The sequence below is a fragment of the Martelella alba genome, from assembly GCF_006516955.1.
GTDB classification, from domain to species: Bacteria; Pseudomonadota; Alphaproteobacteria; order Rhizobiales; family Rhizobiaceae; genus Martelella; species Martelella alba.
In genome coordinates, this window is the sequence record NZ_VHLG01000001.1 from 723,077 (window position 1) to 750,058 (window position 26,982).

Genomic DNA, 26,982 nt, shown 5'->3' on the forward strand with positions numbered 1-26,982 from the left:
CGGACAAACCAAATCACTGTTTCTTTCGCTTTGTTACGAAAGTCGTAAAAGGCCCGGCTGCGGATATGCAGCCGGGCCTTTTCATCGGGAGAAGAAACGTTATAGGCGGTTTTTCTTCACGATCCCTCTTGTTCAGTTTGCCTGGCGGCGCAGGAAAGCGGGGATGTCGAACTGGTCGTCATCCTGGCGTACACGCGGCTGCTGAGGGGCTGCCTGCTGCGGCTCGGCCCGACGCGGTGCATAGGGGTTATGCTGCGGCGCAGGAGCGGGTTGTGCCGGGCTGTTGTCGTAGCTTTCTTCGGTACGGCCAAGCGAGTGGCTGATCTTCTTGAACAGGGCCTTGGGGCCACGCTCTTCATGTTCGACACGACGTTCCGCCTGGACGCGGTGATCCATCTCGGCCTGAACCATCGGCGGAAAATCGGTGACTTCCGGCATACGGCGGGCCTGAACGGGTTCCTGATGCATCGGCTGCGGCTGAACCGGCTGCTGCTGGACAGGTGCCTGCTGAACATTGACCTGCGGGCGGGCCATGGCCGGCTGCGGCTGCGGAGCGGCCTGGCGGGGGGCTTCACTACCGAAAAGCTGGCTCTTCGGGGTAAAAGCATCCTGACGCGGTTGCATCTGCTGCGGCTGGGCCTGCGGTGCACGGTTTACGGCCATCTGCAGTTCGCGTTCCATTTCGACTTCAGCCGAGCGGATCGTGTCAGCGATCGGATCGTGACGCGGCTGCGGAGCTGCTGCAACCGGGGCGGCCATCGGGGCGGCGTTGCTGGAACGGATTTCCGGGCGGGTCTCGCGACGGGTTTCCGGACCATCGGAATCCGATTCGGCGCCGGCGCGGTCGATGCCGGTGGCGACGACGGAAACGCGAATGATGCCTTCCAGATCTTCATCGAAGGTCGCGCCGAGGATGATGTTGGCATCCGGATCGACTTCTTCGCGAATACGCGTTGCAGCCTCATCGACTTCGAACAAGGTCAGGTCGCGACCACCGGTGATGGAGATCAAGAGGCCCTGCGCGCCGCGCATGGAGGTTTCATCCAGCAGCGGATTGGCGATTGCGGCTTCCGCGGCCTGCATTGCACGGCCTTCGCCGGAAGCTTCACCCGTGCCCATCATGGCGCGGCCCATTTCGCGCATCACCGAACGCACGTCAGCGAAGTCGAGATTGATCAGGCCTTCCTTGACCATCAGGTCAGTGATGCAGGCAACGCCCGAATAGAGCACCTGGTCTGCCATGGCAAAGGCATCGGCAAAGGTGGTCTTGTCATTGGCGATCCGGAACAGATTCTGGTTCGGAATGACGATCAGCGTATCGACGGACTTCTGCAGCTCCTCGATACCGGAATTGGCGAGCCGCATGCGACGTGCGCCTTCGAACTGGAACGGCTTGGTGACAACACCGACCGTCAGAATGCCCTTGTTGCGCGCGGCCTGGGCAACGATCGGGGCGGCACCCGTGCCGGTACCACCGCCCATACCGGCGGTGACGAAGCACATATGCGTACCGTTCAGGTGATCGATGATTTCATCGATGCATTCTTCGGCCGCTGCGCGACCGACTTCGGGCTGCGAACCGGCGCCAAGACCTTCGGTAACGCCGACACCCAGCTGGATGACGCGTTCGGCCTTGGTCATGGTCAGTGCCTGGGCATCGGTGTTTGCGACAACGAAGTCGACACCCTGCAGACCAGCCGTGATCATGTTGTTCACGGCGTTACCGCCGCCGCCACCGACGCCGAAAACAGTGATCCGAGGCTTCAGCTCGGTAATATCTGGCTTTTGAAGCGTGATTGTCATGTTTACCGTTCCTTCTCGCTACGGCCGCACCGCCAAGTCGGCCAATTCCTTGTGTTCGTTAAAAGCTTTCCCTGAGCCATTGGCCGACCCGGGCGAGTCGTCCGCCGCCTCCCGATACGGCAAAACCACGCTGGTCCCTGCCGTAGAATTCATTCTCCGCCACCTGCGGATAGATCAGCAGTCCGACTGCGGTCGAAAATGCCGGTCCCTTGGCCGCCGGGGGCAATCCGGCGACGCCCATGGGGCGACCGATCCGGACATTGCGGCTCAGGATCCGCCGGGCCAGTTCGCCAAGCCCGATGAGCTGGCTCGCCCCGCCTGTGAGCACGACACGCTTGCCAACCACCGAGGAAAGCCCCGAAAGCTGGATGCGATCGCGAATCAGTTCCAGTGTCTCTTCGACGCGCGCCTTGACGATGCGAGAGACGAGAGCCTTGGAAAGCTGGCGCGGCTGGTCACGTTCATCCTCGCCGATCGGCAGGATCGAGATCAGTTCGCGCTCGTCCAGGCTGGAGGCAATCGCCGAGCCGTGAACGCATTTCAGCCTTTCGGCATCTTCCATCCGGGTCGAAAGACCACGAGCAAGGTCGGTCGTCACATGACGTCCGCCAAGGCTGATGGCGTCGGTATGAACCAGCTTGCCCTCGGCGAAGACCGAAATCGTCGTCGTGCCGGATCCCATGTCGATCGCCGCACAGCCAAGTTCAAATTCGTCGTCGACAAGTGCGGCCAGGCCGCTGGCATAGGGCGTCGCCACCATGCTTTCGACCGACAGATGCGCACGGTTGATGCAAAGCTCGAGATTGCGCAGCGCCAGACGCTCGGCCGACACGACGTGAAGATCAACGCCGAGTGCCTCGCCATACATGCCGAGCGGATCGCGGATGCCGCGTTCACCGTCAAGCGTGAAGCCTGTCGGCATGGAATGCAGAACCTGACGCTCATCGCTCATCGAGCGGCGCGAAACCGCCGACAGAACCCGTTTCAGATCCGACGAATCCACGTCCTGACCACCGAGATCAATGGTCGCTGAATAGGTATCGCTGGTCAGCCGCCCGGCCGAAACATTGACGATCAGGCTGTCAACCGTGAGCCCCGCCATCCGCTCGGCCGCATCAACCGAAAGACGGATGACATGTTCTGCTGCATCCAGATCGACGATAACGCCGTTCTTGATACCGGCTGAACGCTGGTGACCGATACCGATCACCTCGATTGCATGGGTGCGGCCGGGAAGAACCTTGCTCTCGCCGCGCGGGGTCAGCCGGGCGATCATGCAGACCACCTTGGAGGAGCCGATATCCAGCACGCTGACAATATGGGTACGCTTCGACGACGGCGCGCGAACACGTGGCAGACCCGATTGAGAGGAGCCGAACAAGCTCATAGACGCACTCCCTTGTTCTTGAAGCTTTTCTTGAGCTGCTCAACCTCGGCGTCGCGACGCTCCAGCGCGTCCGGCGTCAGCTGAATGGCAATCCGGTCATCAAGGCGCAGATCAATCGCGGCGATCTCGCGCTCGAGAATCTGACGGGTCTCTTCCAGCGATTTGAGCCTTGCGACCGCCGCATCTTCTCCCGTCTCCGGCATTTTCACGATCATGCCGTTGTCGAGATAGATATCCCAGCGACGGCCATCAATGCGCTTATAGGCACGAACCCGGCTCGCAAGCTCCGGCCAGCCGGAAAGAAGGCTGTCGAGATCCTTCGCCGCCAGATTGGCGCCCTGCCCCAGAACCAGCGGCAGGCGCCGGAATTTCGGCTCGGTGAGCGCGCCGATGACATTGCCGCTTTCCTCGATCATCAGCAGGCTGCCGTCTTCCTGCTGCCACAGCGCATAGGGCTTGCGCTCCTTGAGCGTGATCTTCAGCGTGGCCGGATAGATCTTGCGGATATCGGCATCGGCAACCCAGGGAAGATTAAGCAGCTGCCCACGGGCGCGATCGATATTCAGGCCATGCAGCGAAATCGACGTATCGAGATCGAGGCTCTGCAGCACGGCAATTTCCGAGGTTTCAGCATTGCCGGATATCTGAATGTCGTTGATCGAAAAGCCCGTAAGCTCGATGGCAGCGCGTGACAACTGGTCGCCATTGCCGGCAACCATTACCGCGTTGACACCGCAGGCTGCAAAAAACACCACGGCAACGACGCTGCCGAGATGGCGCGGAACGGGTGTGCGGCCAGTTGCAAGGTTCGACAGCGAGCGCGCAATACGGCGTGCCGGACGCGGCAACGACCGGGCGCCATCGGGCGCCGCAGAGCGTTCCGTGCGGTCATATCCGCCTTGTTTGCCGGTCATCGCGAACACGAAGCGTCCTCCACCATCCATCGAAGAAACGAACCAAATGAGTGGCCTGCATATGCAGCCATTTCAGGAACAAGCGAGGTCGGCGTCATGCCCGGCTGGGTGTTGACTTCGAGCCAGATAAGACCGTCATCGCCTTGGCTCTCGTCGAAGCGGAAATCCGAACGGGATACGCCGCGGCAACCGATAGCCTTATGTGCCTGAACTGCGAGTGTTTGAATCTTTTGGTAAATATTTGGTTTAAGATTGGCGGGAAGAATGTGTTTTGACCCGCCTGGACGGTATTTTGCGTCGAAATCATAGAAGCTGTGTCCCTGCGGCACGATCTCGGTAACTCCGAGGGCCTGATCACCCATGACACCGCAGGTGAATTCACGGCCAGCGACATAGCGCTCCACCATGATGCGATCGCCATAGGGCCAGTCAGATGCGGTCACGGATTGCGGAACAGTTTCCTGATCTTCCGGCACAATCAGCACACCAAAGGACGACCCTTCATTTACCGGCTTGATAACATAGGGCGGCTGAATCGGGTGTTCCGAGCCGATATCAAAACGCATCATCTCGCGATCTTCGGCAACCGGCACGCCGGCAGCCTTGACGATACGCTTGCTCTGCACCTTGTTCATCGCCAGGGCAGACGCCAGAACACCGGAATGGGTGTAGGGAATTTCAAGATATTCAAGAATGCCCTGCACCAGGCCATCCTCGCCAAAGGGACCATGCAGCGCATTGAAGGCGACATCGGGCTTCAGTTCACTCAGGACAGACGCGACATTGCGGTCAACGTCAATGCGGCTGACGCGGTAACCTTCCGCCTCCAGCGCATCGGCGCAGGCCTTTCCCGAGGAAAGGCTCACCGGCCGTTCCGAGGAAAATCCGCCCATCAAGACTGCAACATGCAAGGCGTTCATGCCCATCCCCAAGCCCATGCAACGGTATCTCCGCTGCCTGAAATCAGCACCCTGCACGAAGCAGGAAATTCATGAGACCAGTAGTGCCTCAGGATGGTTAATGAAGCGTTTACTTTGGTTAACTGTCGGCGGCTTCAATTTGCCGGATGACAGTTTTCCGCCCGGCCTTCAAAGGGTAAATGCCCGGCGCCATATGGCTTTCGCCCCACCCGTACGGGTGATATGGAGACATGAAAAAAAAGTTTAATATTTCGCTGATGCGGCATGACGCCGAAGATGGCATACAGCGACAGGCATGCACGTTTTCAACATGTTAGCGCATGCATGCCGCCGGACCGGATCACGCCTCAGACAAGCTTGTCGGGACCGAATGCCTCAACCTTCCGGCCGGGCAGGAAATCACCGATCCGCTTGATCTCCCATTCAAGCAGAATGCCGGAATGGCGATAGACCTCTTCACGCACGCTCTCGCCGAGATATTCGAGATCATAGGCCGAGGCATGACCGAGATTGATCATGAAATTGCAGTGCATCGGCGACATCTGGGCACCGCCGATCATCAGAGCCCGGCATCCGGCCTCATCAATCAGCTCCCAGGCGGATTTGTCGGGTGGGTTCTTGAAGGTCGAACCACCGGTCTTTTCACGCACCGGCTGAACGGTTTCACGATGCTCACGTACAGCATCCATCTCGTCACGAATGGTGTCGCGATCTTCCGCATAGCCCTCAAACAGAGCGCCGGTGAAGATGACGTCTTCCGGCGGCTCTGAGTGGCGGTAGGCGTAATGCATGTCCGCCTTCTTGATGGTCACCTTCTCGCCCCGGCGATTGACGCCGTATATTTCGACCAGAGCAGCAGCGGTTTCACCACCATTGGCACCGGCATTCATCTTCAGCGCACCGCCGATGGAACCGGGAATGCCGTAAAAGAATGAAAAGCCGCCAATACCCTGATCCATGGCAAAGCCAGCCAGATGCTTGTCGGGCGTGATTGCGCCAACACGGATGGCCGTGTCGCCAACGCGCTCGACAGCGGAAAAACCCTTGGCAGACAGGCGCAGCACGACACCCTTCAGACCGCCATCGCGCACCAGAAGATTGGAGCCCATGCCGACCACGGTCAGCGGCACGTCCTCGGGAAGCGCCTTGAGAAATGTGCTCAGATCATCCTCATCCAGCGGCTGGAACAGCAGTTCGGCCGGTCCGCCAGCGCGAAACCAGGTGATGCGGTCCATCGGAGCATTGGGAACCAGTTTGCCACGCAGATCAGAAACAGCGGGGCCGAGACGATCGATCAGCGCTTTGCCGTCAAGCATTTCCTATTATCCTTCACGCAATATCAGCAAGCGCAGCCGGCAATCCTGCCGCCCAGGTGGTAATGCTGCCTGCGCCCAGTAAAACGACAAAGTCGCCCGGTTTTGCAAGCTTTGCAACCTCTGAGGGCAAATTGTCAGCCGATGCCAACACATGAGCATCACGATGACCAGCCGCACGCATGCGCTGAACCAGCGCTTCGGCACTGGCGCCCTCGATCGGATCTTCACCGGCGGCATAGACCGGGGCAATGAAAACCGTATCGGCATCGTTGAAACAGCCGATGAATTCCTCAAACAGGCTTGAAAGCCGCGAATAGCGGTGCGGCTGATGCACGGCAATGATCCGGCCCTTGCAGGCCTCACGCGCGGCCCTGAGCACCGAGCGGATTTCGACCGGGTGATGGCCATAATCGTCGAATATCTGCGCCCCGTTCCACTCACCCACAAGCGTGAAGCGACGCTTGACGCCGCCGAAACCGGCAAGCCCCTTGCGGATCGCATCTTCGGAAATATGCAGCCGGTCAGCAACGGCAATCGCCGCCGTCGCATTGGAAACATTGTGGCGGCCGGGCATGGGCAGGACGAGGTTTTCAAGCCGCGCCGAAGGACGCCGCCTGCGACGGATATCAACATCGAACGTGGTTCGCGTTCCATCCATGCGGATATTGGAAAAGCGCACATCGGCCTGCGGGTTCTCACCATAGGTGACGACACGGCGATCCTCGATCTGGCCAACGAGGCTCTGCACTTCCGGGTGATCGAGACACATCACGCCGCAGCCATAAAAGGGAACATTCTCGACGAACTGGCGAAAGGCCGCGCGGACATTGTCGAAAGAGCCATAATGATCGAGATGCTCGGGATCGATATTGGTGACGACCGCGATTTCAGCGGGCAATTTCAGGAAAGTGCCGTCGGATTCGTCCGCCTCAACCACCATCCATTCGCCCTCGCCCATGCGGGCATTCGTGCCATAGGCATTGATGATGCCGCCATTGATCACGGTTGGGTCAAGACCGCCTGCTTCCAGCAGCGTTGCCACCAGCGAGGTCGTGGTGGTCTTGCCATGGGTGCCGCCAATGGCGATTGCATCGCGAAAGCGCATCAACTCGGCCAGCATTTCCGCCCGCCGGACGATCGGAAGCAGCCGCTCGCGCGCGGCGCTAAGCTCAGGATTGGTGCGGCGGATCGCCGATGACACCACCACGACCTCAGCGTCCTTGAGATTTTCTGCGGCGTGTCCGATAGCGACCTCGATACCCTTCTCGCGCAGGCGCTGGACATTGGCGCTTTCAGCCTGATCCGATCCCTGAACGCGATAGCCGAGATTGTTCAGCACCTCGGCAATGCCGCTCATGCCGATGCCACCGATCCCGATGAAATGGACGACACCGATCGACTGCGGCATTTTCATTTTTCTGTTCCTTCAAGTGGTGTACCGCTGGCCAGCGCCTCGGCGAGATCGGCAAGGTGCTTCGTTGCCTCGGGCTTGCCGGCTGCCCGCGCCGCAGCTGCGGATTTCTGCAGTTTCTCCGGATCATTCACAGCCTTGGTTAACAAATCCGAAAGAATGCTGACAGAAAGCTCTTCCTGACGGATAACCCTCGCACCGCCCGCCTTTTCCATCCGCGCGGCATTGGCGGCCTGATCGTGATCGAGGGCATGAGGATAAGGCACGAAAATCGCTGGCCGGCCAATGACGCTGAGCTCGCTCACCGTCGACGCACCGGAGCGCGAGATCACCAGATCGGCATCGCCGATCAGTTCGGCCATATTGGCGAAGAAGGGCGAGACCGCCGCCTTGATGCCAAGCGCTGCGAAGCGCGCCCTGACATTGTCGAGATCTTCCGGCCGGGCCTGCTGGGTGACGATGATGCGGCGGCGGATATCATCCTCAAGCGCGGCAAGGGCTGAGGGAATGGCATCAGCGAAAAAATGCGCGCCCTGGCTGCCGCCGAAGACCAGAAGATGAAAATCATCTTCCGCATGCCGCTGACGATAGGGCGTCGCTGACGCCTCCAGAACGGCGGGACGGACCGGGTTTCCAGTCTCGAAAATCTTCGCTCCGAACTGCTCGTCACTGCGCGACAGGAAGCCGCCGGCAATCGCCTTCACCCGCGGCGCCAGCATGCGATTGGCCCGTCCCATCACGGCGTTCTGCTCATGGATCATCGAAGGAATGCCGATACTGGTTGCCGCCATCAGTGGCGGAACGGTCGGGTAACCGCCAAAGCCAATCACGGCAGCCGGGCGGTGCTTGAAGAACAGCGCCCGCGCCTTGCGGGTGCCGATAAAGAGAGTCCAGGCTGCCTTGATGATCGCAAGCGGGTTCTTCGAGCCAAAGGTTGCTGACGGCACCACATGGATATCGGCCGGGAACTTGCCGGCATAACGTTCCGCCCGGCTGTCGGTGACCAGGTGCACGTCATGACCACGCGCCGCCAGTTCATGCGCCAGCGCCTCGGCGGGAAACACATGCCCGCCGGTGCCACCGGCCGACAGAAAGAAACAGGATTTATCCATGGTCTACTCCGCAGCCACGTCGCGCGGCCGTTTCTCTTCGAACATCCGGTCGGCCCGGGATCGCTTGTCCGGCCGGTCTCGGGTGAGCGCAAGAATGAAGCCAGCGCCGATACAAGTGGCAATCATTGAGGAACCGCCAGCCGAGATCAATGGTAGCGTCATGCCCTTGGCCGGCATCAGCTGCAGGGCAACGCCGATATTGATGACCGACTGCATGCCAAATTGCAGCACCAGACCGGCCACGGCATAACGGGCGAAATCATCGCGCTCGCGATAGGCATGGTTCAACCCGCGCAGCACGACAAAGGCAAAAATACCGACGAGGAACAGGCAGAACAGAATGCCGAATTCTTCCGCAGCAACGGAGAACACGAAGTCCGTATGACTGTCCGGCAGGCTGCGTTTGACAACACCCTCCCCCGGCCCCGTGCCGAACAGGCCACCGCGCATGATCGCCTTCGCCGCAAGGTTCACCTGCATATTGTCGCCCTCACCTGTCAGGAAGCGGTCGACACGCGATGTCACATGCGGCATCCAGGTATAGGCGCCGAGAAAGCCCGCCACAGCAGCGCCGGAAAGCCCGCCGATCCACAGCCACGACATGCCCGCCATAAAGAATATACCGCCCCAGACGATTGTCAGCAGCACGGTCTGGCCGAAGTCCGGCTGGGCGATCAGCAACACGACGGATATCGCATAAAGCAGTCCGGCAAACAGATTTCCAGGAATTTCCGGATAGCGCTGATGTTCCGCGAAAAGCCAGGCGCAGACGACGGCGAAAGCAGGTTTCAGAAACTCCGAAGGCTGCAGCGAAAAGCCCGCAATCACGATCCAGCGACGCGAGCCATTATTCGAAGTACCGAAGAAAAGAGCCGCCACCATTGCCAGAAGCGCGCAGACGAGAATGACCATGGAAAGCCGCCGGACCTGTTTTGGTGACAGGAAAGACAGGCCAACCAGGGTGATGATCGAGGGAACAAGAAAGATCGCGTGGCGCCGGACAAAATAGAAACTGTCATAACCAAGCCGCTCAGCCACCGCTGGCGAGGCCGCGAATGACAGCATGAAGCCGATCCCCATCAAAAGGATGAAGGCGGCCAGCAGATAGCGGTCTATGGTCCAGAACCAGTCGGCAATGACACCGCGCTGAACGCGACTTACCATGGCTTACGTCCCCTCCTTGGGTCTCAAAAGGGGTTCAACGCCCTCAAGTTCGGCCACATAGGCGGCAAAGGCTTCGCCACGATGTTCAAAACTTCTGAACTGATCCCAGCTGGCGCAGGCCGGTGACAAAAGCACAACCGGTGCATCATGGGGATCAGCCGCAGCATCATCCGCGGCAGCCTCGACCGCCTTGTCCAGCGTGGCACACATCACGTGATCAACAGCATCACCCAGCGTTTCGGCGAAGGCATCGGCGGCTTCGCCAATGAGATAGGCTCGGGCGATTTTCGGGAAGAAGGCACCGAGCGAGGTGATGCCGCCCTGCTTCGGCCGGCCGCCGAGAATCCAGTAGATTCTCTCGAAGGTCATCAGTGCCGGCGCGGAAGCATCGGCATTGGTCGCCTTGGAATCATTGACAAACAGAACCCGTCCGCGCCGCGCTACCGGCTGCATGCGATGTGCAAGTCCGGGAAAGCTGGCAATGCCGGCAGCAATTTCCGCCTCGGAAAGGCCTGCGGCCTGGCAGGCGGCGATGGCTGCGGCAGCGTTCTGGCCGTTATGTGCACCTTTGAGCGCCGTCTGCGCGGACAGGTCCACAATCGGCGAGACCGCCTTGTGATCCACCTTCAGCACCGCCGCTCCGTCAAACACAAGGCCGTCAGCCACAGCGCCGGCTTCTTTCGAGACGAGCGCGACCCGGTGCCCGGACGCCGCAAGACGATCGGCGATTGCACGGGTATAGCGGTCATCGACGGCAATCACTGCGACGACGGATCTGGCGACGAGACGTTCCTTGATGGCCGCATAATGCGCCATATCGCCATGACGATCGAGATGATCCGGCGTCACATTGAGCAGGATACCGACATCCGGGTCGAGGCTCGGAGCGAGATCAATCTGGTAAGACGAGCATTCAACAACGTAAAAGCGCCCGGCCACGGGCGGAGCAAGGCTCAGCACGGCCGTGCCGATATTGCCGCCCAGCTGCACGTCAAGCCCGGCTTCTTCCAGAATATGGGCAATCAGCGCCGTCGTCGTCGATTTGCCATTGGTACCGGTAATGGCAATCAGCGTCGCCTCCGGCGCATGGATACGGCGTTCACGGCAGAACAGTTCGATATCACCGATAATCTCGACACCGGCGGCCCTGGCCAGTTCAACACTCCAATGTGGCGCGGGATGGGTCAGAGGCACACCGGGTGACAGGACAAGCGCTGCGATCTCACTCCAGTCGAGCGAATGCAGATCACCCACCGGGATGCCCTCGCCGCGCGCGCGATCAACCATATCGGCCTTGTCGTCGAAGGCGGTTACCAGAGCGCCACCGGCAACCAACGCCCGCGCTGTTGCCAGGCCCGAGCCGCCAAGACCGAAAAGGGCAACCTTCCTGCCGGAAAATGAAGTGACCGGAATCACGAGCGCAATCCTATCTAAGCTTCAGCGTTGCAAGGCCGAGCAGGGCAAGGCCAAAGGAAATGATCCAGAAGCGGATCACAACCTGGCTTTCGGTCCAGCCGAGTTTTTCAAAATGATGGTGGATCGGCGCCATCAGGAAGACTCGCTTGCCAGTTCGCTTGTAAACGGCGACCTGAATGATCACCGACATGGCTTCGAGAACGAAGAGCCCGCCGATAATCGCCATGACGATTTCATGCTTGGTGGCAACGGCGACCGAGCCGATCAGCCCGCCCAGCGCCAGCGAACCGGTATCGCCCATGAAGATGGCGGCCGGCGGCGCGTTGAACCACAAGAAGCCCATGCAAGCGCCGATGACGGCACTGAGGATCACGACAAGTTCGCCCGTTCCCGGCACGTAGTTGATCTGCAGATAGTTCGAGAAAACGGCATTACCCGCTACATAGGCAATCACGGCAAACGAACCGGCGGCGATGATCACCGGTACGGTTGCCAAACCATCCAGCCCATCGGTGAGATTGACCGAATTGCCGGCGGCCACGATGACAAAAGCGCCAAAGGGGATGAAGAACCAGCCGAGATTGAGGAACAGATCCTTGAAGAAAGGAAAGGTCAGCGCCGTTGCCAGATGGCTGTCCGTCGGGCTCGCTATCACAGAGGCCCGCATCATGAAAAAGACAGCAATACCGGCAATGATAAACTCGAAAAACAGCCGTTTACGACCGGAAAATCCCTTGTCTGACTGTTTGGTGACCTTGAGGTAATCATCGTAAAAGCCGATCGCGCCAAAGCCAAGCGTCACCAGAAGCGTCGCCACCACATAGGCATTGGACAGGTCCGCCCACAGAAGCGAAGCGCCGACAATACCAGCCAGGATCATCAGCCCGCCCATGGTCGGCGTGCCGGCTTTCTTGAAATGGGTCTGCGGCCCGTCAGCGCGGATCGGCTGCCCCTTGCCCTGACGGATCCTGAGCGCGGCGATGATGGCCGGCCCGAACAGGAAGACGATCAGCGCCGAGGTGAAAACCGCAGCGCCTGCGCGAAAAGTGATATAACGGAACAGATTGAAAAACTGGAACCGGTCGGCCAATTCCACGAGCCAAATCAGCATAAACGCCCCTTTCCGGCGACAGCACCCCTTGATCGCCCCCTCAGAGCGCCGGGTAAGTCTCAAGCATAGTCTTCACGATCGAACCGAATCCGATCCCCAATGAAGATTTTATCATTACAATGTCGTTTACGCCCACGGAAGAGACGACGAGCGGCAACAAATCCTCGGTTTTCTCGCGGTATTCCACAACCATGCTGTCCGGCAGTGCCTCTTTCAGGGCAAGCATTTCGCGTCCAGCCAGAAAGACGTGGGTCACGCCCGCCGAAACCAGCGGCGCAGCCAGCGCCTCATGCGCGGCTGGCGCGTAAGCACCAAGCTCCAGCATATCACCAAGAACAGCAATCCTGTGTCCGCCTTCGGCAGGTTCGGCCGCACCAAGAAGCTCAAGAGCTGCGCGCATTGATGCCGGATTGGCGTTGTAACTCTCATCAATCAGCATGAAACCGCCACCACTGATTTTCAGCCGATGCCGCTTGCCGCGCCCGCTCAGCTGTTCGGCCTGCCCCAGCGTTTCAATAGCGGCGTCCATCTCACCGCCGGCAACCGATACGGCGGCAAGGGCGGCAAGGGCATTTTCAGCCATATGCTGACCGGGAATCGCAAGTTCGAAAGAGACCGGCTCGTCACTGTCAAGCAGCGCCTGGACATGGCCGATCTCACCCGTCAGCCGATAGTCCAGCAGGCGGAAGCTTGCCTTGGCATGCTCACCAAAGCCGATCACCTCTGCACCAGCTGCCCTGGCGGCGCGCGACAGCCCTTCAAACTGCTCTATATCGCGGTTCAGGATCGCATGCCCTTCAGGCTCAAGACCGTCGAAAATTTCTGCCTTGGCCGCCGCGATCTCGGCAATACTGTTGAAATGGCCGATATGAACCGGCGCGATCGTGGTGATGACGGCTATATGCGGGCGGACGAGCCGCGACAGCGGGCTGATTTCGCCCGCATGGTTCATGCCAATTTCGAACACGCCAAAATCCGTATCAGCCCGCATGCGCGCCAGCGTCAGCGGCACACCCCAATGATTGTTGAACGACTTGACGGCTGCGTGAACATTGCCAGAAGGTCTGAGGCAGCCGGCAATCATCTCCTTGGTCGATGTCTTGCCGACAGATCCGGTCACGGCAATGATGCGGCCCTTGCAGCGCGCTCTGGAGGCAGAGGCAAGCATGACCATGGCTTCGAGCACGTCATCCACCACGATCATCGGGCATGTGAGGCGTCCCAGCGCCGGAAGCTTGGCCTCGCTGACGACCAAGAGGCCCGCACCATTGGCGGCGGCGAAACCGGCGAAGCTGTGACCATCAACACGATCACCCTTGATGGCGAAGAATGCATCACCGGGCGTTATGTTCCGACTGTCGATCGAGATGCCATCAACGCCCTCCGGCAGGTTGCCAACCGGACGTCCGTCCATGGCTTCGACCATTTCGGATGATGTCCAAAGCAAACTCACGATCTCAAGCCCTCCAAGGCTGTTCTGACTTCGATAATATCGGAAAACGGCCGCGTCACGCCGCCCGCCGTCTGCCCTTCCTCATGGCCTTTCCCGGCGACGACAAGCGTATCGCCCTGCCGCAGAAGGCCGATTGCATGGGCGATTGCCCGACGGCGATCGCCGATCTCGGTTGCGCCTGGAGCCGCCGCCATGATTTCCGAGCGGATCACCTCCGGCACTTCCGAACGCGGATTGTCGTCGGTGACAATAACGACATCAGCAAGGCGGGTGGCAATTTCCCCCATGATCGGCCGCTTGCCCTTGTCGCGGTCACCGCCACAGCCGAAGACCACGAGCACCCGACCCGTAGTAAAGGGGCGCACCGCGGCAAGCACCTTTTCCAGCGCATCCGGCTTGTGGGCATAATCAACATAGGCAAGCGCGCCGTCAGGTGATTTCCCGACCAGCTGCAAACGGCCAGGTGCTCCTTCCAGCGAACCAAGCGCTGAAATTGCCGTTGCCGGAGAAACACCCGTCGCAATGGCAAGACCGGCAGCCACAAGTGCGTTGGCAATCTGGAAATCGCCGGCGAGCGGCAGTTCGACTTCGTAATTCTCACCACCGTGACGAATTTCAGCAAACTGGCTGTCGCGCTTCTGTTCGGCACGCTTCAGCGTCAGAAAGGCACCGTTTCGTCCAACAGTCAGCACATCATGCCCGGCCGCTTTCGCCGCCGCAGCCGCGCGTTCGGAAAAGGCATCATCCGCATTGATGACCGCCGGAAAACCCTTCGGCAGAACGCGGTCGAAAAGGTGCATCTTGGCAGCGAAATAGTCATCAACGGTTGGATGATAATCCATATGGTCGCGGCCGAGATTGGTAAAGGCGGCAGCCGAGAGGCGCACACCGTCAAGGCGGTACTGATCAAGCCCGTGGCTTGAAGCCTCCATCGCCGCATGGGTGACACCGGCCCCGGCCAGTTCGGCCAGAAGCTTATGCAGATCCACCGGATCCGGCGTCGTCAGCGAGCCATAGTCATTGCGGCCCGGCGCGACAACACCGGTTGTGCCGATCATGGCGGCGCCGAGCCCTGCGCGGGCATAGATCTGCCGGGTGAAGGAGGCGACCGAGGTCTTGCCGGCCGTGCCCGTGACAGCAACCATCACGGCAGGTTGTTCATGGTAGAAGGCAGCCGCTGCACGGGCGAGAAAGAGCCGCGGATTTTCGCAGACAAGAACCGGCACATCGACCCCGGCAACGGGCGAGCCGCTGACCACCGCTGCGGCTCCGCGCGACACGGCATCCGCAACGAAGCCCGCGCCATCCGCCTTGACGCCGGGGATCGCCACAAAAAGCATTCCGGGGGTAATCTTGCGACTGTCGGCGGAAAGGCCTGAGATTTCCACGGCGCCTGCTGCTTCAGGCAGTGAATGGCATAAGCCGGGAATGGCCGCTTCGGCCAGATCGTGGAATTTCATAGCTCCGTCTCCAGACCCCCGAAAAAACGCGAACCGATTCGCGCCTATCAAGTTTCTATCAATAGGACGCCAGCAAGGCATCTCCCTTTTCACCGAAATCCGGATCGACGCCCAGAATAGGTGCGCAACGGCGAACGATTTCGCCGGTGATGATCCCTGCATTCCAGGCGGCAGTGCGGCCGTAAACCCCTTCGACAATCTTCGGATCGTCAATCGTGACCAACACGATATATTTCGGATCGTCCATCGGGAAAGCAGCGAGAAAGGTGTTGAAATTATGATCATGGGCATATTTGCCATCGATGATCTTTTCCGCCGTTCCGGTCTTGGCACCGACACGATAGCCTGGCACCTGCGCGTTCCGGCCCGAACCATCGGTGCCATTCAGGCGCAGCAGATACCGCATGTCCTTGCTGGTCTGCGGCGAGATGACTCGCGTTGCCAGGCTATCTGCCTGCGCCTGCGTGCGCTGCAGGAAGGTCGGCGGGATCAGGTTGCCGCCATTGACCAGCGCGGCCGCAGCCGACGCCATCTGCAACGGCGTGGTGGTGACGCCCTGGCCAAAGGACACGGTTGCCGAGAAGACACCGCCCCATTTTTGCGGCGGCTGCGGCGTACCCGCACCGCCGATCTCGGTCTCGACCTTGTCCAGCAGATGGAATTTGGTCAGGAAATCCTTCTGGTATTCCGGGCCGACGGCTGCAGCAATGCGTGATGCACCGATATTCGAGGAATAGGTAAAGACTTCAGGATAGGTCAGCATCCGGTTCTGGGCATGATCATCACGGATGCGCGAGCGTCCGAATATCAGCGGCGTCTTGGCGTCGACCATGCTGTTCATCGTGAACTTGCCGGATTCCAGCCCCATGGCGAGCGTGAAGGACTTGAAGGTCGAGCCCATTTCATAAACGCCGGTAATGGCATGGTTCAGCATCACCGGATCAGAGGCTTTGGGCGGATTGTTCGGATCAAAATCCGGCACCGAAACCAACGAGACGATTTCCCCGGTATTGGCATCAAGTATGGTCGCCGTCGCGCCCAGCGCCTCAAACCGTTCCATACCGTGCATCAATGTGTCACGGACAATGCTTTCCACCCTGAGATCAAGCGCAAGATGAACGGGTTCGAGATTCATCGCGCTCGTCAGACCAAGCCCCATCAGGCTGGAAATGCCATCGGCCTTGTCCACATAGCGCTCGATACCGGAAAGACCGCGATTGTCGATATCAACGAGACCAAGAATATGGGCGGCTTCCGGGCCGCCGGGATAGAAGCGCCGCACTTCGGGGCGAAAGCCAACACCGGGTACGCCCGCCGCCAGAACTTCGCTCTGCTGCTTTGGCGTGATCTGGCGTTTCAGCCAGACGAAGTCGCCTTTCCGGTCCAGAAGCTTGTAGGCACGCGCAGCATCGAGATCAGGGAAGATCGGCAGCAAAGATTCGATCACATCGTCCGGACTGGTGATCATCGAAGGATTGGCATAAAGCGACATCATGCGCACATCGGTCGCCAGGATCTCACCATTGCGGTCGACGATATCCGGGCGGTGGGCGAGCGTCAGCGGCGCGACCGAGCGCGAAGCGGTGGCATCTTCCTTGGCAAGCGAATAGTGGATCAGGCGTCCGCCGATAATGGCATAAACACCCACAAACGCAGCGGTCATCACCGCGACGCGGCTGCGCGCCATTCCGTTCTTCTTTTTCGCCGTTCCCTGAAAGACTGAGGCACCCTCTTCCCCGAGGCCTTCGTCGTTCCGAGTGGTTTTCCTGTTTCTGCGCGCGAAGATTTTCATCAGGGCTTCACCGATCCTGTCACGACAATATCCGTTCCATCCGGCGCGGTACCGGCCAGCGTATCAAGCGTTTCGGGGTCAACCGGCGGCGGCGCGATCGGCGGCAACTGATCGAGCTTGGCGATCTGTTCCGGTTCCGTCGGCTCAAGACCGAGATCTGCCGAATAGAAATTCGCCAGCCGCTGCAGCCGTGCCGGCTGGCTCAAGAGCGCCAGATCCGCTTTCAGAAGATCGATATTGTTCTGCTCCTCGGCGATCTGGTCATCGAGGGAACGAACATCATTCAGCGTGCTTTCTGCGCCATATTTGATCGAATAGGTTACCGCGGCAGTTGCCACCATCACGAGGATCAAAACGATATCGAGGGGTCTGAGCATGGTGCTAGTGGCCTCCTAAGCGGGAAATATCGGCAAGGGCTGGCAATCCAAAGGCATCAAGATCGGCGGGACCGGCAGGCTCTGCGGTTCTGATCGCCGCGCGAAGCTTGGCCGAGCGGGCGCGCGGATTTTGTTCGGCCTCAGCCTCACTCGCGCTCACCATGGCCTTGCCCTTGATGGAAAAAAGTTGCGGTGCGGCGGTTACGACCGGCAGATGCCGGGACCCCTGAGCCTTACCCAGCCGCTCGGAAATGAAATGCTTGACGATGCGATCCTCAAGCGAATGAAACGTCACAACGACGAGAACGCCGCCGGGTTTCAAGGACCGTTCGGCGGCCAGCAGCGCTCGGGCAAGCTCACCCAGTTCGTCATTCACATAGACACGAAGCGCCTGGAAGACGCGGGTTGCCGGATGGATCTTGTCCTTGGCTTTGCGCGGCGAAACCGTCTCGATCAGCTGCACGAGATCGCGCGTCGTCTCGAACGGCGCCTCAGCCCGGCGTTTTTCGATCGCCCGCGCGATACGTCCAGCATGGCGCTCCTCGCCCAGAAAGCCAAAGATCCGCGTCAGATCCTGAGCCTTGGCGCGGTTGACGACATCGGCCGCCGAAACACCCGATGCCGACATGCGCATGTCCAGCGGACCATTTTTCTGAAAGGAAAAGCCGCGTTCAGCCTCATCGATCTGCATCGAGGAAACGCCGATATCCAGCACGACACCATCATAGCCAGCCTCCGGCGCAAAGGCATCAAGCCGGGAGAAACAGGTTTCCTCCAACCGAAGACGTCCGCCATAGGCTTCCAGCATGGGAGCTGCTGCTGCAATTGCGTTGGGATCGCGGTCAAGCGCCAGCACATCGGCACCGGCCTCAAGAATGGCCCGGCTGTAACCGCCGGCACCGAATGTACCGTCCAGAATAAGCTTGCCGGGTGCCGGCTCCAGAGCAGCCAGCACCTCGGCAAGAAGAACCGGAATGTGGCGAACCAGTCCGCCATTGGCATCCTTATTGCCAAGATTCCCCGACATTCCGTTTCCCCGTCTCGTTATGCGCCAGCACGGCCGCCAAAGCGTGCCTTGCGCGCGGCATCCTGCGCCGCCTGGAAGGCCTGCGGCTCCCAAAGCTGGAAGTGATCCGCACGCCCCACGAAAGTGACCTCCGAACCGATCCCGGTGAAATCGCGGATAAAATCCGTGACCATCAACCGTCCCTCGGCATCGAGCTTCATGAACACGCCGCCGCCATGGATGAGCAACGACATGCTGTTCGCCTCCGGCGAAAAAGGATCTTCCTGATCGATCTGCCGCTCGAACCGCGCCAGAAGATCGGGACCGCCAACGCTGATCGCCGGAAAGACAAAATCCTGGAAACAGTAAAGTTCCTCGATCTGCCGTTCGGCCAGAACGCTGCGAAACACCGCGGGTACCGACACACGGCCCTTGGCATCGATCTTCTTCGTCTGATTGGAAAGAAATCGGTTCATCACGCGCTACAGCCGACAACTCCGGCGACGCCACATGCGCCACCACCTTCCAATCCGAAAAACTCAAACGCAACCCCATCCGCCCATGGAGCAGATTGCCCAAACATTCCGGATACTTAGAACTAGACTGCTCCGAACATGGAGCCATGCGACCCCGGAGCGAACTCATGTCTAATGGGATAACATGGGACAGTTTGGGCGTCAATGGGATTACCTGTTGTTAACCATGCCGACACGGTGTCGCGGAAGCTTTTATTTTAGCAATCAGCCATTAACGAAAGCTTTCCCCGCGCGGGTCTGGCGCGGGAAAGTTGGGCGAGCCCATAGCGTTGATTTTGTGATAAAAACCAGTTGGCCTGTAAGCCGGGTTCTGTATGGCCCTTACCGCTAGGAAAGGACGTGGCGACCATTCATCTGGGACAGTGCTTGCGCACTGCCTCGCGCAACCCACCCGGATGACTGGCCCGGAAACAGGCTGGTGCCGAAGCGCCGCGTCATCCCTATTCGGTCTTGCTCCCGGTGGGGTTTACCTTGCCGTCTGCGTTGCCGCATCCGCGGTGGGCTCTTACCCCACCCTTTCACCCTTACCCCGCCATCATGGCGTCTGCCTCTCACGCCTTTTCGGCGACCAGACGTCATGAAAGCGGGGCGGTTTGCTTTCTGTGGCACTTTCCCTGGGGTCACCCCCGCCGGACATTATCCGGCACCGTGTTTCCGTGGAGCCCGGACTTTCCTCACCATACCGCCTTTCGGCATTGGTACAGCGCGGCCGCCCGGCCAACTGGTCCGGCCTACATAATCGAGACCGGTCGAAATTGCCACTCGATAATTGACCGCATTCCGCCCTCAGCCAAAGGCCGGTGCAAAATCAACGGCATATCCCTCATCCTTCAGATTGCCCCTGGCCATCAGCACGGCACCAAGACGGCCGATCTCGTCAGAGCTCTTGGCAGCAGCACCGCAGCCAGCCGTCAAAACGGCAATGCGATGCGAGGGCGAAAAGCCGATCATCGGATAACCGGATGGCGAGAAGGTTGTGGCACAGGAAGAGGTCAGCGTATTGCGCACGCGAATACCGGGCATGAGATCGCACAGGATACGGGTCAGATGTTCGCGTGTTGCCGTGCGCCCCTCGGTCAGAAACCACGCCTTCAGCGCGGCTTCATCGGTCAGGCGGACATCGTCCGGATCACCGCCGATCTTGATATAGAACCGCCCGTCTGGATAACGGATCGGCGGCAGCAGATAGAAGCCCTGCCCCTCGGTCTCGGCGCGGAAAATCACGCTTGGCATGCCGGCAAGATCGGCCGCCTCAGCCTCATCGACCTCGAAAAACGCAATCGTTCGGGCAAAGACCGAAAGGTCGATCCGCGCGGGCAGCAGCCTCTCATTGATGGTGAAAGCGCCTGTGGCGACCAGAACCTGCTCGGCAGTGACACTGGCCCCGTCATCCATCTCCACCGTAACTTTGACGCCTGTGTCGCGAATGGCGGTGACTGTGTTGCGAAAAACAGCAGCTCCCTGACGCTCTGCGAGCATGGACTGCGCTGCCACCAGACGCCGTGGCGAGATGTGGCCGGCGCCGTGGCGTTCGTAGAGCGCCTCGATCTTGCTCGGAAATTCCAGATAGGGGAACCGCGTCGCCAGGGCCGGGCCATCCAGCAATTCGGTCTTAGCGCCAGCTTTGTGCGATGCAGCAACAAGTGCATCAATATAGCGGGAGCGTTCGCGCGAGGGACCGGCGATCAGGGCGCCGCATTCGGTGAAAAAGTCAATGCCGCTTGCTGCTGCAATCTCGCCATAACGGGCGATGGAGCGATGGGACAGCTGCCCCCAAACCGGATCGCGATCAATGGTGCGCGTGATCCGCCCCTCATCGTAATGGCTTGCAAACACACCCTTGTGGATCGTGCGATCCAGCGGCTCGTCCGGCCCGATAAGGGCAACGCCTTCGCGCATGGTTGCAAGATGCCGCGCCGCAGCAGCGCCCATCATTCCACGGCCGACGATAATTGTATTGAAATGCCCGGACATATCACTCCCCGCCTCGGTGGCCCGTCTGAGATTGGGGGGAAGTCCGCCTCAATGCAAGGGGGATTGACGTTGTCAGGCAGCGCGACGCTCGCGTTCAATCGCCTCATAGGCGGCGTTGATGCGTGCCATGCGGTCATTTGCCGCCGCGTGGAACTCCTTCGGCACCCCGCGCGCCACCAGACGGTCGGGATGATTTTCCGCCGCCAGATTGCGGTAACGGCTACGGATCGTGGCAAAGTCGTCCGAACGCTTCACACCGAGCACCGAATAGGGATCACGGTCGCCGGAGGAAATATGCCGCGCCGTGATAGCGGCAAAGCGCGCCTCGCTGATACCGAAGATCGAGGCGACATCTGCCAGAAATGCCAGTTCATTCTCATGCACATGTCCATCGGCCTTGGCGATGTGGAACAACCCGTCAATCACTTCCTCCAGAAGCGGGCATTCGCCGTCACTTTCCGTGCAGAGCGAGCGCATCTTGCGGGCATAGGCGTCGTAACCGGCAATATCCTGCCGTGCCAGATTATAAAGACGCGCAACATTGACGCGCTCTTCCTCGGGGATCTCGAAGATCTCGTGAAAGGCGACGACCTCTTCCTCGGTGACGAAACCATCAGCCTTGGCCATCTTGGCGGCAAGCGCGATCAGCGATACGGAAAAGGCAACCTGCCTGCGCGTTTCCGGGTCGCCCTCGAAAAGCGTGTGAACCGCTTCAACAACACTGGCCAGCACATTGCCCGCGGAAGACACAGTCTGGCTGACGAAGTTGACGAGTTTTTCCCAGAAAGACATGGCCTTACGCTCCCTGACGCTCAATATGCGCCGATTTGACCGGGCTGAAGATTGGACAATATTTGCGCCCGTTTCAAGTCGAACCATACGGTTCGATTTCACTTTTTTGCGACATCCGTCGCGCTTAGCCACCCAGCATTGCACGACGGAACCTCCTCCCGCACACTTCGGACCCGACCGGGCAGACAATTTCCAATTGCCTGAACTCAACGGCGAACGCTATACGTTTACGCGAATTTAAGTCCCCGTTTTATCGTTTTGTCTGGAGTTTTATTGAATGGAACGCAAGCATACGTTCAATTTTGGCTATTTTCTGGTCGCTTTTCTCATAATCATGGCGTTCCAGGCCTGGTTTACCTCACGTGATTATGCCGAAATCAGCTATTCCGACATGCTCAACTATGTCGACAAGGGCCAGGTCGAATCTGTCGCCATCTCCAACAACACCATTCAGGGCACCTTTACCGAGCCGGTCAACGACAAGAAATATTTCGTAACCTATCGCGCACCGCAGGATCTGGCGGCGGATTTCGACCAGCACAAGGTCAATGTCACCGGCGTGCCGGATCACACGTTACTACAGAAAATCCTCTCCTGGGTTCTGCCGGTCGTTCTGTTTTTCGGATTATGGATCTGGTTCTTCCGCCGCTTCGCCGAAAAACAGGGCATGGGCCTTGGCGGCATGATGAATGTCGGCAAATCCAAGGCGAAGATCTATGTCGAGCGCAAGACCGGCGTCACCTTTGACGATGTTGCCGGTGCTGAAGAGGCAAAGGCCGAGCTGAAGGAGGTCGTCTCCTTCCTCACCGACCGGGAAAAATACGGACGGCTGGGCGCGCGGATCCCCAAGGGCATCCTGCTCGTCGGCCCGCCCGGCACCGGCAAGACGCTGATCGCCAAGGCGGTTGCCGGTGAGGCTGGCGTCACCTTCTTTTCCATTTCCGGTTCCGAATTCGTTGAAATGTTCGTCGGCGTTGGCGCCGCGCGCGTGCGCGACCTGTTCCAGCAGGCCCGCGAAATGGCGCCTTGCATCATCTTTATCGACGAACTTGACGCGCTCGGACGCGCCCGCAACTCCTTCGGCATGGGTGGCAATGACGAAAAGGAGCAGACACTCAACCAGCTGCTGGTTGAGCTGGATGGCTTCGATCCGGCATCCGGTATTGTGCTTTTGGCGGCAACCAACCGGCCCGAAGTCCTTGACCAGGCGTTGACCCGGGCCGGCCGTTTTGACCGCCAGGTCGTCATGGACCGTCCTGACCGCGAGGGCCGTGCTGCGATCGTCTCGGTGCACATGAAAAAAGTTCAGATCGCCGATGACGTCAATGCCGACGAAATCGCTGGCCTCACGCCCGGCTTTTCCGGTGCCGATCTCGCCAATCTGGTCAACGAGGCAGCGATTTTTGCCACAAGACGCGGCGGCGACACCGTTCACATGGAAGACTTCACCCAGGCGGTGGAACGCATCATTGCCGGTTCGGAACGGCGCGGACGGCTGCTCAACAAGGACGAACGCGAACGCGTCGCCTATCATGAAATGGGCCATGCCCTGGCGGCTGCGGCCCTGCCGAAGACCGATCCGGTCCACAAGATCTCGATCATTCCGCGTTCCATCGGCGCGCTCGGCTATACCATGCAGCGGCCGACCGAGGATCGCTTCCTGATCACCGCCAGCGAATTGCGTGACCGCATGGTCGTGCTGCTTGCCGGCCGTGGCGCTGAAGATATCGTCTATGGTGAAATCTCGACCGGCGCTTCAGACGACCTCGCCAAGGTGACCGATATCGCCAAACAATATGTCATGCGCTTCGGCATGGACCCGAAGATCGGCCAGGCTGCCCTTGATGAGCAGCGCGCGCAATATCTCGGCGCCGCCCCCGGTGCCGGCAAGGCCCGCGACTATTCGGAAGAAACGGCCCGCGAGGTAGACCTTGCGATCCGCAAGCTGATCGACGAGGCCTATGAACGGGCCAAGAAGATCTTGATCGACCGGCGTGACGATCTGGAGCAAGGCGCAAGGATCCTCCTCGACAAGGAAACCATCACCCCCGACGACTTTCCGCCGCTGGTGCAGCAACCTCTCGCCCAGGCGAAAATCTACTGAGACAGGACAATTCATGGCCCGGGCCGCAAAGGTGCCGGGCCTTTCTCCGTCACGGCAGTCCTTGCACCATGAAAGCGCTGTCATGCTGCGCGTGTATGGTAGAAGATTTCGGATCTGTTCCGGCCGGCTGATTTGGCTCTGTAAAGCGCCTCATCCGCCTTTTTGATGACCGCATCGAGATCACCGCAGCGCTCGGAAGAACAGGCAACACCGGCGCTCACGGTGATTTTGATACTTTGCTCGTGATAGGCGATGGCCAGGGCGGCAATTTTCCGGCGCACGGTCTCCGCCAGCCCGTAAGCGCCTTCGGCACTCGCACCCGGCAGAACGACAAGGATTTCCTCACCGCCATAACGCACGACGAAGTCGCTGTGGCGGACATTGCTGCGGATGGCAGTGGCGACCTCACTCAAAACGATATCACCGGCATCATGTCCAAACGTGTCGTTGACCGTCTTGAAATGATCCAGATCGAACATCACGGCCGCATAACCTTCACCGCCCGATCCCAGATGCAGCGCGCTGGTGTGACTGAAAGCCTCCAGCGCCCGGCGATTGGCAAGTTTGGTCAGGGGATCGCGTTCCGCCGCGGCCTGAAGCGCGATAAGGCGATCATGATGGTTCAATTCGTAGGCCAGCGCCGAACCGAGAAGAACCACACCGGCAAAATTAAGCACCACGACATGGGGCCCGGTCGAGACAAGTGCGGCGGCGGCCACGTCCCTGGGCAATAGCGCAAAGGCCAAAAGATAAACGGGCGTCAGCAGACCAAGGTTCACAAGGCCGCGCAGATCCAGCCGGTTGTTCAGACCATAGCGATAGGCAAGGCCGACACCGCCGGAAACGGCAATCCCGAGCAGGCCTGCATAAAGGCCGGATCCCCCGACATAAAGCCGTGTCAGCGCTGCCATCGCCATGCTGACAAAGGCCGCCAGAGGCCCGCCAAAAGGCGCAGCCAGAACCAGCATGACGGCGCGCGTATCGATCAGTATGCCCGGTGAATAGATCGCCGGATAAACCATGGCGGCCATGGCGCCAAAACCGAATAGCAGGCCAAGAACCAGGCCGTTCGGCCTTTTCTGACTGGAATTGCGCAGCAGAAGACTGAACGCCAGCACCACCAGTGCGGCAAGCCCAAGTCCGGAGACGAGAGGTGAAATCACATCAAGAAAGCGAGTCATGAAACGCCCTCCCTATCTTCAAGTCTGAAGCTGCTTCGCGCCGCAACGGCCTGAAAAAGCGCCCCTTCGCCCGACGGGACTGAACCGGCACAACGGATACGACCGGCCCACACTTCCTCCCACATCAGATTAACCTCCCAAACCGCAATTTCAGCCGATTTCGACTGAAGATGGTTCCTTCCGGAAAACCGTTGCCTGCCATGCGAGCGCGCATTTTATGCTGCGCCTTCTCTGGCCTAAAGTGATGGCCCCGAGAATTAGTAGCGTCAATATACTTTTGGTATATGCCTTTGGCGCAAACGAACAGGTGCCCGCAACAAAGGCAGTAGACCAAATCGATTTGAACAGCGCCGATCACCCGAAAGCATCAAATAGCGCTGTCAAACAGCAGATTTTATTCGGCTTTGCGCTTTACAAAGGCCAACGCCTGTCGCATCCATGTCGCAGATTTGACGGATGATCGAACATTGTTTCGAGGAAGGGAACCAATGACGAAGCACAAGGTCGCCATGCTCACCGCCGGAGGGCTTGCCCCCTGTCTCTCATCCGCTGTCGGTGGGCTGATCGAACGTTATTCCGACCTCTCTCCCGAAACCGAGATCATCGCCTACCGATCCGGCTATGCCGGGCTTCTGACCGGTGACAGCCTCGCCATCACCGCCGCCATGCGGGAAAAGGCGCATCTCCTGCACAAATTCGGCGGTTCACCGATTGGCAACAGCCGCGTCAAGCTCACCAATGTGAAAGACTGCGTCAAGCGCGGCCTGGTTCAAGAGGGCGAGGTGCCGCTGCAAGTGGCCGCAGAGCGCCTTGCAAAAGACGGCATCACCATTTTGCACACGATCGGTGGCGACGACACCAATACCACGGCTGCCGATCTTGCTGCCTATCTGAAGGAAAACGGCTATGACCTGACCGTTGTCGGCCTGCCGAAGACGGTCGACAACGACGTCAAGCCGATCCGCCAGACGCTCGGCGCCTGGACTGCAGCCGAATATGGTGCGCAGTTCTTCGACAATGTCTCCAACGAACAGAGCGCTTCGCCGGGAACGCTGGTGGTGCACGAGGTTATGGGCCGGAATTGCGGCTGGCTGACCGCTGCCACCGCCCGCGCCTATCTCGATCGTATCCGCCCGGTGGAATATGTCGATGGCATGCTGATGGGCCCGGCGCTGAAGATGATCGACGGTGTGTATCTGCCGGAAATGGCCTTCGATCTGCAAAAGGAAGCCGACCGGCTGAAAAAGGTGATGGCTGAAAACGGTACGGTTTCGCTGTTTGTCTCGGAAGGCGCCTGCCTTGATGCCATTGTAGCCGAGCGCGAAGCCGCCGGCGCTGAGGTGACCCGCGACGCCTTCGGCCACGTCAAGCTCGACAAGATCAATGTCGGTGACTGGTTCGCCAAGCAGTTCGCCGCAATTCTCGGCGCCGAACGCGCTTTGGTGCAGAAATCCGGCTATTTCGCCCGCTCAGCACCTGCCAACAGCGATGATCTGAGGCTCATCCATTCCATGGTCGACCTCGCCGTCGAAAGCGCCATGGAAGGCATTTCCGGCGTGACCGGGCATGATGTGGAAAACAACGGCCGGCTGAGAGCGATCGAGTTTCCGCGCATCAAGGGCGGCGGACACTTCGACCTGACGACGCCATGGTTCGGTGATGTTATGGCCGAAATCGGCCAGGATTTTTCACCTGCCGATTGACCTTTACGTGGCCCGGCGCTTTTATGTCCGGACGCGATGGAGGAGCAAGC

21 protein-coding genes and 1 other RNA gene are annotated in these 26,982 nt (G+C 59.5%); 2 read left to right on the forward strand and 20 right to left on the reverse strand.

Annotated features, from left to right (window positions below; genetic code table 11):
• Positions 1 to 132: 132 nt before the first annotated feature.
• The 19 genes from ftsZ to FJU08_RS03355 all read right to left on the reverse strand — a co-directional run bounded on the left by ftsZ (position 133) and on the right by FJU08_RS03355 (position 21,944).
• Entirely contained in the window at positions 133 to 1,803 is a 1,671-nt protein-coding gene (gene ftsZ / locus FJU08_RS03265; RefSeq protein ID WP_141147523.1) for a cell division protein FtsZ, read from the reverse strand.
• Positions 1,804 to 1,861: 58 nt separating this feature from the next.
• On the reverse strand, positions 1,862 to 3,190 hold the full coding sequence (ftsA, locus tag FJU08_RS03270; protein ID WP_141147524.1) for a cell division protein FtsA: 1,329 nt from the start codon (positions 3,188 to 3,190) through the stop codon (positions 1,862 to 1,864).
• The gene (locus FJU08_RS03275) at positions 3,187 to 4,104 is read right to left on the reverse strand and encodes a cell division protein FtsQ/DivIB (protein ID WP_181409729.1); all 918 of its coding nucleotides are present in this window, start codon (positions 4,102 to 4,104) and stop codon (positions 3,187 to 3,189) included. The genes ftsA and FJU08_RS03275 overlap by 4 nt, the downstream gene beginning before the upstream one ends.
• Positions 4,101 to 5,024 carry a D-alanine--D-alanine ligase gene (locus FJU08_RS03280; protein WP_141147526.1) on the reverse strand — a complete coding sequence of 308 codons (924 nt, stop codon included), beginning with the start codon at positions 5,022 to 5,024 and terminating at the stop codon, positions 4,101 to 4,103. Before FJU08_RS03280 ends, FJU08_RS03275 begins: the two co-directional genes overlap by 4 nt.
• Positions 5,025 to 5,371: 347 nt before the next feature.
• A complete protein-coding gene (gene murB, locus FJU08_RS03285; RefSeq protein WP_141147527.1) occupies positions 5,372 to 6,340 on the reverse strand; it encodes a UDP-N-acetylmuramate dehydrogenase in 969 nt (322 codons plus the stop codon).
• A 13-nt stretch (positions 6,341 to 6,353) separates the two neighbouring features.
• Positions 6,354 to 7,754, reverse strand: coding sequence for a UDP-N-acetylmuramate--L-alanine ligase (gene murC, locus FJU08_RS03290; protein ID WP_141147528.1), 1,401 nt, complete (start codon positions 7,752 to 7,754; stop codon positions 6,354 to 6,356).
• Positions 7,751 to 8,863 (reverse strand): undecaprenyldiphospho-muramoylpentapeptide beta-N-acetylglucosaminyltransferase, encoded by a 1,113-nt coding sequence (gene murG, locus FJU08_RS03295; protein ID WP_141147529.1) that lies wholly within the window; start codon positions 8,861 to 8,863, stop codon positions 7,751 to 7,753. The genes murC and murG overlap by 4 nt, the downstream gene beginning before the upstream one ends.
• 3 nt (positions 8,864 to 8,866) lie before the next feature.
• Positions 8,867 to 10,027, reverse strand: a complete 1,161-nt coding sequence (locus FJU08_RS03300; protein WP_141147530.1) for an FtsW/RodA/SpoVE family cell cycle protein — start codon at positions 10,025 to 10,027, stop codon at positions 8,867 to 8,869.
• A 3-nt stretch (positions 10,028 to 10,030) separates the two neighbouring features.
• On the reverse strand, positions 10,031 to 11,443 hold the full coding sequence (gene murD / locus FJU08_RS03305; RefSeq protein ID WP_141147531.1) for a UDP-N-acetylmuramoyl-L-alanine--D-glutamate ligase: 1,413 nt from the start codon (positions 11,441 to 11,443) through the stop codon (positions 10,031 to 10,033).
• A gap of 10 nt (positions 11,444 to 11,453) precedes the next feature.
• Positions 11,454 to 12,554 carry a phospho-N-acetylmuramoyl-pentapeptide-transferase gene (mraY, locus tag FJU08_RS03310; protein ID WP_141147532.1) on the reverse strand — a complete coding sequence of 367 codons (1,101 nt, stop codon included), beginning with the start codon at positions 12,552 to 12,554 and terminating at the stop codon, positions 11,454 to 11,456.
• 40 nt (positions 12,555 to 12,594) lie between these two features.
• Complete coding sequence (locus FJU08_RS03315; protein WP_141147533.1) at positions 12,595 to 14,007, reverse strand: UDP-N-acetylmuramoylalanyl-D-glutamyl-2,6-diaminopimelate--D-alanyl-D-alanine ligase; 1,413 nt, start codon at positions 14,005 to 14,007, stop codon at positions 12,595 to 12,597.
• Positions 14,004 to 15,467, reverse strand: a complete 1,464-nt coding sequence (locus FJU08_RS03320; RefSeq protein WP_141147534.1) for a UDP-N-acetylmuramoyl-L-alanyl-D-glutamate--2,6-diaminopimelate ligase — start codon at positions 15,465 to 15,467, stop codon at positions 14,004 to 14,006. Before FJU08_RS03320 ends, FJU08_RS03315 begins: the two co-directional genes overlap by 4 nt.
• A 58-nt stretch (positions 15,468 to 15,525) precedes the next feature.
• On the reverse strand, positions 15,526 to 17,154 hold the full coding sequence (locus tag FJU08_RS03325; RefSeq protein ID WP_235890558.1) for a peptidoglycan D,D-transpeptidase FtsI family protein: 1,629 nt from the start codon (positions 17,152 to 17,154) through the stop codon (positions 15,526 to 15,528).
• Between the two features lie 104 nt (positions 17,155 to 17,258).
• Positions 17,259 to 17,636, reverse strand: a complete 378-nt coding sequence (gene ftsL / locus FJU08_RS03330) for a cell division protein FtsL (protein ID WP_141147536.1) — start codon at positions 17,634 to 17,636, stop codon at positions 17,259 to 17,261.
• A gap of 4 nt (positions 17,637 to 17,640) precedes the next feature.
• Positions 17,641 to 18,663, reverse strand: coding sequence for a 16S rRNA (cytosine(1402)-N(4))-methyltransferase RsmH (gene rsmH, locus FJU08_RS03335; RefSeq protein ID WP_141147537.1), 1,023 nt, complete (start codon positions 18,661 to 18,663; stop codon positions 17,641 to 17,643).
• Between the two features lie 17 nt (positions 18,664 to 18,680).
• Positions 18,681 to 19,118: a division/cell wall cluster transcriptional repressor MraZ gene (gene mraZ, locus FJU08_RS03340; RefSeq protein ID WP_141147538.1), complete on the reverse strand. Its 438-nt coding sequence runs from the start codon at positions 19,116 to 19,118 to the stop codon at positions 18,681 to 18,683.
• A gap of 343 nt (positions 19,119 to 19,461) precedes the next feature.
• Positions 19,462 to 19,903, reverse strand: an RNA gene (gene rnpB / locus FJU08_RS03345) — RNase P RNA component class A.
• 61 nt (positions 19,904 to 19,964) lie between these two features.
• Entirely contained in the window at positions 19,965 to 21,152 is a 1,188-nt protein-coding gene (locus tag FJU08_RS03350) for an NAD(P)/FAD-dependent oxidoreductase (RefSeq protein WP_141147539.1), read from the reverse strand.
• Between the two features lie 72 nt (positions 21,153 to 21,224).
• A complete protein-coding gene (locus FJU08_RS03355) occupies positions 21,225 to 21,944 on the reverse strand; it encodes a J domain-containing protein (RefSeq protein WP_141147540.1) in 720 nt (239 codons plus the stop codon).
• Between the two features lie 277 nt (positions 21,945 to 22,221).
• Between FJU08_RS03355 and ftsH the strand changes: the two genes are divergently transcribed.
• Positions 22,222 to 24,048, forward strand: a complete 1,827-nt coding sequence (gene ftsH, locus FJU08_RS03360; RefSeq protein WP_141147541.1) for an ATP-dependent zinc metalloprotease FtsH — start codon at positions 22,222 to 22,224, stop codon at positions 24,046 to 24,048.
• An 80-nt stretch (positions 24,049 to 24,128) separates the two neighbouring features.
• On the opposite strand, the gene FJU08_RS03365 is transcribed toward ftsH, so the two are convergent.
• Positions 24,129 to 25,229: a GGDEF domain-containing protein gene (locus FJU08_RS03365; RefSeq protein WP_141147542.1), complete on the reverse strand. Its 1,101-nt coding sequence runs from the start codon at positions 25,227 to 25,229 to the stop codon at positions 24,129 to 24,131.
• A 488-nt stretch (positions 25,230 to 25,717) separates the two neighbouring features.
• Here FJU08_RS03365 and FJU08_RS03370 point away from each other — a divergent pair, with 488 nt between their 5' ends.
• On the forward strand, positions 25,718 to 26,932 hold the full coding sequence (locus FJU08_RS03370; protein ID WP_141147543.1) for a pyrophosphate--fructose-6-phosphate 1-phosphotransferase: 1,215 nt from the start codon (positions 25,718 to 25,720) through the stop codon (positions 26,930 to 26,932).
• Positions 26,933 to 26,982 lie beyond the last annotated feature (50 nt).

Coding starts and splice junctions, on each gene's coding strand:
- murC (WP_141147528.1), bottom strand. CDS start 7,754: ATGAAAATGCCGCAGTCGATCGGTGTCGTCCATTTCATCGGGATCGGT.
- mraY (WP_141147532.1), bottom strand. CDS start 12,554: ATGCTGATTTGGCTCGTGGAATTGGCCGACCGGTTCCAGTTTTTCAAT.
- ftsA (WP_141147524.1), bottom strand. CDS start 3,190: ATGAGCTTGTTCGGCTCCTCTCAATCGGGTCTGCCACGTGTTCGCGCG.
- FJU08_RS03325 (WP_235890558.1), bottom strand. CDS start 17,154: ATGGCGCGCAGCCGCGTCGCGGTGATGACCGCTGCGTTTGTGGGTGTT.
- murG (WP_141147529.1), bottom strand. CDS start 8,863: ATGGATAAATCCTGTTTCTTTCTGTCGGCCGGTGGCACCGGCGGGCAT.
- FJU08_RS03370 (WP_141147543.1), top strand. CDS start 25,718: ATGACGAAGCACAAGGTCGCCATGCTCACCGCCGGAGGGCTTGCCCCC.
- ftsZ (WP_141147523.1), bottom strand. CDS start 1,803: ATGACAATCACGCTTCAAAAGCCAGATATTACCGAGCTGAAGCCTCGG.
- mraZ (WP_141147538.1), bottom strand. CDS start 19,118: ATGAACCGATTTCTTTCCAATCAGACGAAGAAGATCGATGCCAAGGGC.
- ftsH (WP_141147541.1), top strand. CDS start 22,222: ATGGAACGCAAGCATACGTTCAATTTTGGCTATTTTCTGGTCGCTTTT.
- FJU08_RS03320 (WP_141147534.1), bottom strand. CDS start 15,467: ATGAAATTCCACGATCTGGCCGAAGCGGCCATTCCCGGCTTATGCCAT.
- rsmH (WP_141147537.1), bottom strand. CDS start 18,663: ATGTCGGGGAATCTTGGCAATAAGGATGCCAATGGCGGACTGGTTCGC.
- FJU08_RS03300 (WP_141147530.1), bottom strand. CDS start 10,027: ATGGTAAGTCGCGTTCAGCGCGGTGTCATTGCCGACTGGTTCTGGACC.
- FJU08_RS03365 (WP_141147542.1), bottom strand. CDS start 25,229: ATGACTCGCTTTCTTGATGTGATTTCACCTCTCGTCTCCGGACTTGGG.
- murB (WP_141147527.1), bottom strand. CDS start 6,340: ATGCTTGACGGCAAAGCGCTGATCGATCGTCTCGGCCCCGCTGTTTCT.
- FJU08_RS03350 (WP_141147539.1), bottom strand. CDS start 21,152: ATGTCCGGGCATTTCAATACAATTATCGTCGGCCGTGGAATGATGGGC.
- FJU08_RS03280 (WP_141147526.1), bottom strand. CDS start 5,024: ATGAACGCCTTGCATGTTGCAGTCTTGATGGGCGGATTTTCCTCGGAA.
- FJU08_RS03355 (WP_141147540.1), bottom strand. CDS start 21,944: ATGTCTTTCTGGGAAAAACTCGTCAACTTCGTCAGCCAGACTGTGTCT.
- FJU08_RS03275 (WP_181409729.1), bottom strand. CDS start 4,104: ATGACCGGCAAACAAGGCGGATATGACCGCACGGAACGCTCTGCGGCG.
- ftsL (WP_141147536.1), bottom strand. CDS start 17,636: ATGCTCAGACCCCTCGATATCGTTTTGATCCTCGTGATGGTGGCAACT.